At 44.5% G+C, this 391-nt stretch carries 1 protein-coding gene; it reads right to left on the bottom strand.

The features are described from left to right. The coding region (locus ACI7RC_RS27795) for a transposase (protein WP_408111390.1) at positions 1 to 309 on the bottom strand (309 nt) is incomplete at its 3' end. Positions 310 to 391 lie beyond the last annotated feature (82 nt).

Genomic DNA, 391 nt, shown 5'->3' with positions numbered 1-391 from the left:
TGGGTTCACCTTTTTTACAAGATCACGAAGGATCGCGATTTCCAAGTCCTTTTCTCCCAGTAATTTCTTGAGTTTATCGTTCTCCGTTTCCAACTCCCGAAACTCTCCGGGACTTGGTGTATAGCTTGTTACAGCTTTTGCTTCGGAAGATGTATGCTGCCAATCTGCGTGCTTGGAATCACGTATCCATCGATACAGCATCTTAGGGTCGATCCCATGCCGTTTGGCTACTTGACTAGCGTTTCCTACATCGTGGGCTTCCTGGATCAGTTGTTGTTTGAACTCGATTGAATAGCGTCTCCGTTGCATAAAAATATCCCCCTCTGTTCTTCTGATATCAGATTAACAAGATAAGGGGGTATGACTCAAATCCAATTTCGGGGCTTAAAAG

The organism is Brevibacillus sp. B_LB10_24, assembly GCF_046036945.1.
Taxonomy (GTDB): Bacteria; Bacillota; Bacilli; order Brevibacillales; family Brevibacillaceae; genus Brevibacillus_C.
Note: the sequence above shows the minus strand (reverse complement) of the source record. Positions and strands in the feature narration are given on the sequence as shown.